1 pseudogene is annotated in these 534 nt (G+C 84.1%); it reads left to right on the top strand.

Annotation, left to right across the window (positions count from 1 at the left end):
• Positions 1–534, top strand: a pseudogene (locus tag ACFWW8_RS14205) (hypothetical protein); the annotation flags it as partial.

Raw genomic sequence — 534 nt, 5'->3', positions numbered from 1 at the left:
CAGTCGTACGGGCAGCAGCCCCAGCAGCCCGGGCCGCAGGCGTACCCGCAGACGGCCGCCCCCGACGGGTGGTTCCGCGACGAGGCGTCGGCCGCGCAGGCCCCCGCCGCGCAGGCCGCGCCCGCCCCCGGCCGGCCGCAGGACGGTGGCACGGCGGCCCCGGCCGCCGCCGAGACGGCGTACCTTCCGCCGTACCAGGAGGCCCCGGCCGCCGCCGAGACGGCGTACCTTCCGCCGTACCGGGCCGAGGACCAGGCCCCCGGCCAGGATTGGTCCCAGGGCGGCGCCGCCGCCACCGGCTGGCCGGAGGCCTCCGCCGCCGAGCAGACGGCGTACCTGCCGCCCCAGGCCGCCGAACCGGCGCCCGAGCGGTCCGCGCCCGCGGGCCCGGCCGCCGAGCAGACGGCCTACCTGCCGCCCTACCCCGGCCCCGAAGCCGCCCCGGCCGCCCCGGCCCGGGGTCCGGCCCATGCCGCGCCCGCCCCGGCCCGGGGTCCGGCCCATGCCGCGCCCGCCCCGGCCCGGGGTCCGGCC

It is taken from the genome of Streptomyces sp. NPDC058701, from assembly GCF_042715295.1.
Classification (GTDB): Bacteria; Actinomycetota; Actinomycetes; order Streptomycetales; family Streptomycetaceae; genus Streptomyces.
Note: the sequence above shows the minus strand (reverse complement) of the source record. Positions and strands in the feature narration are given on the sequence as shown.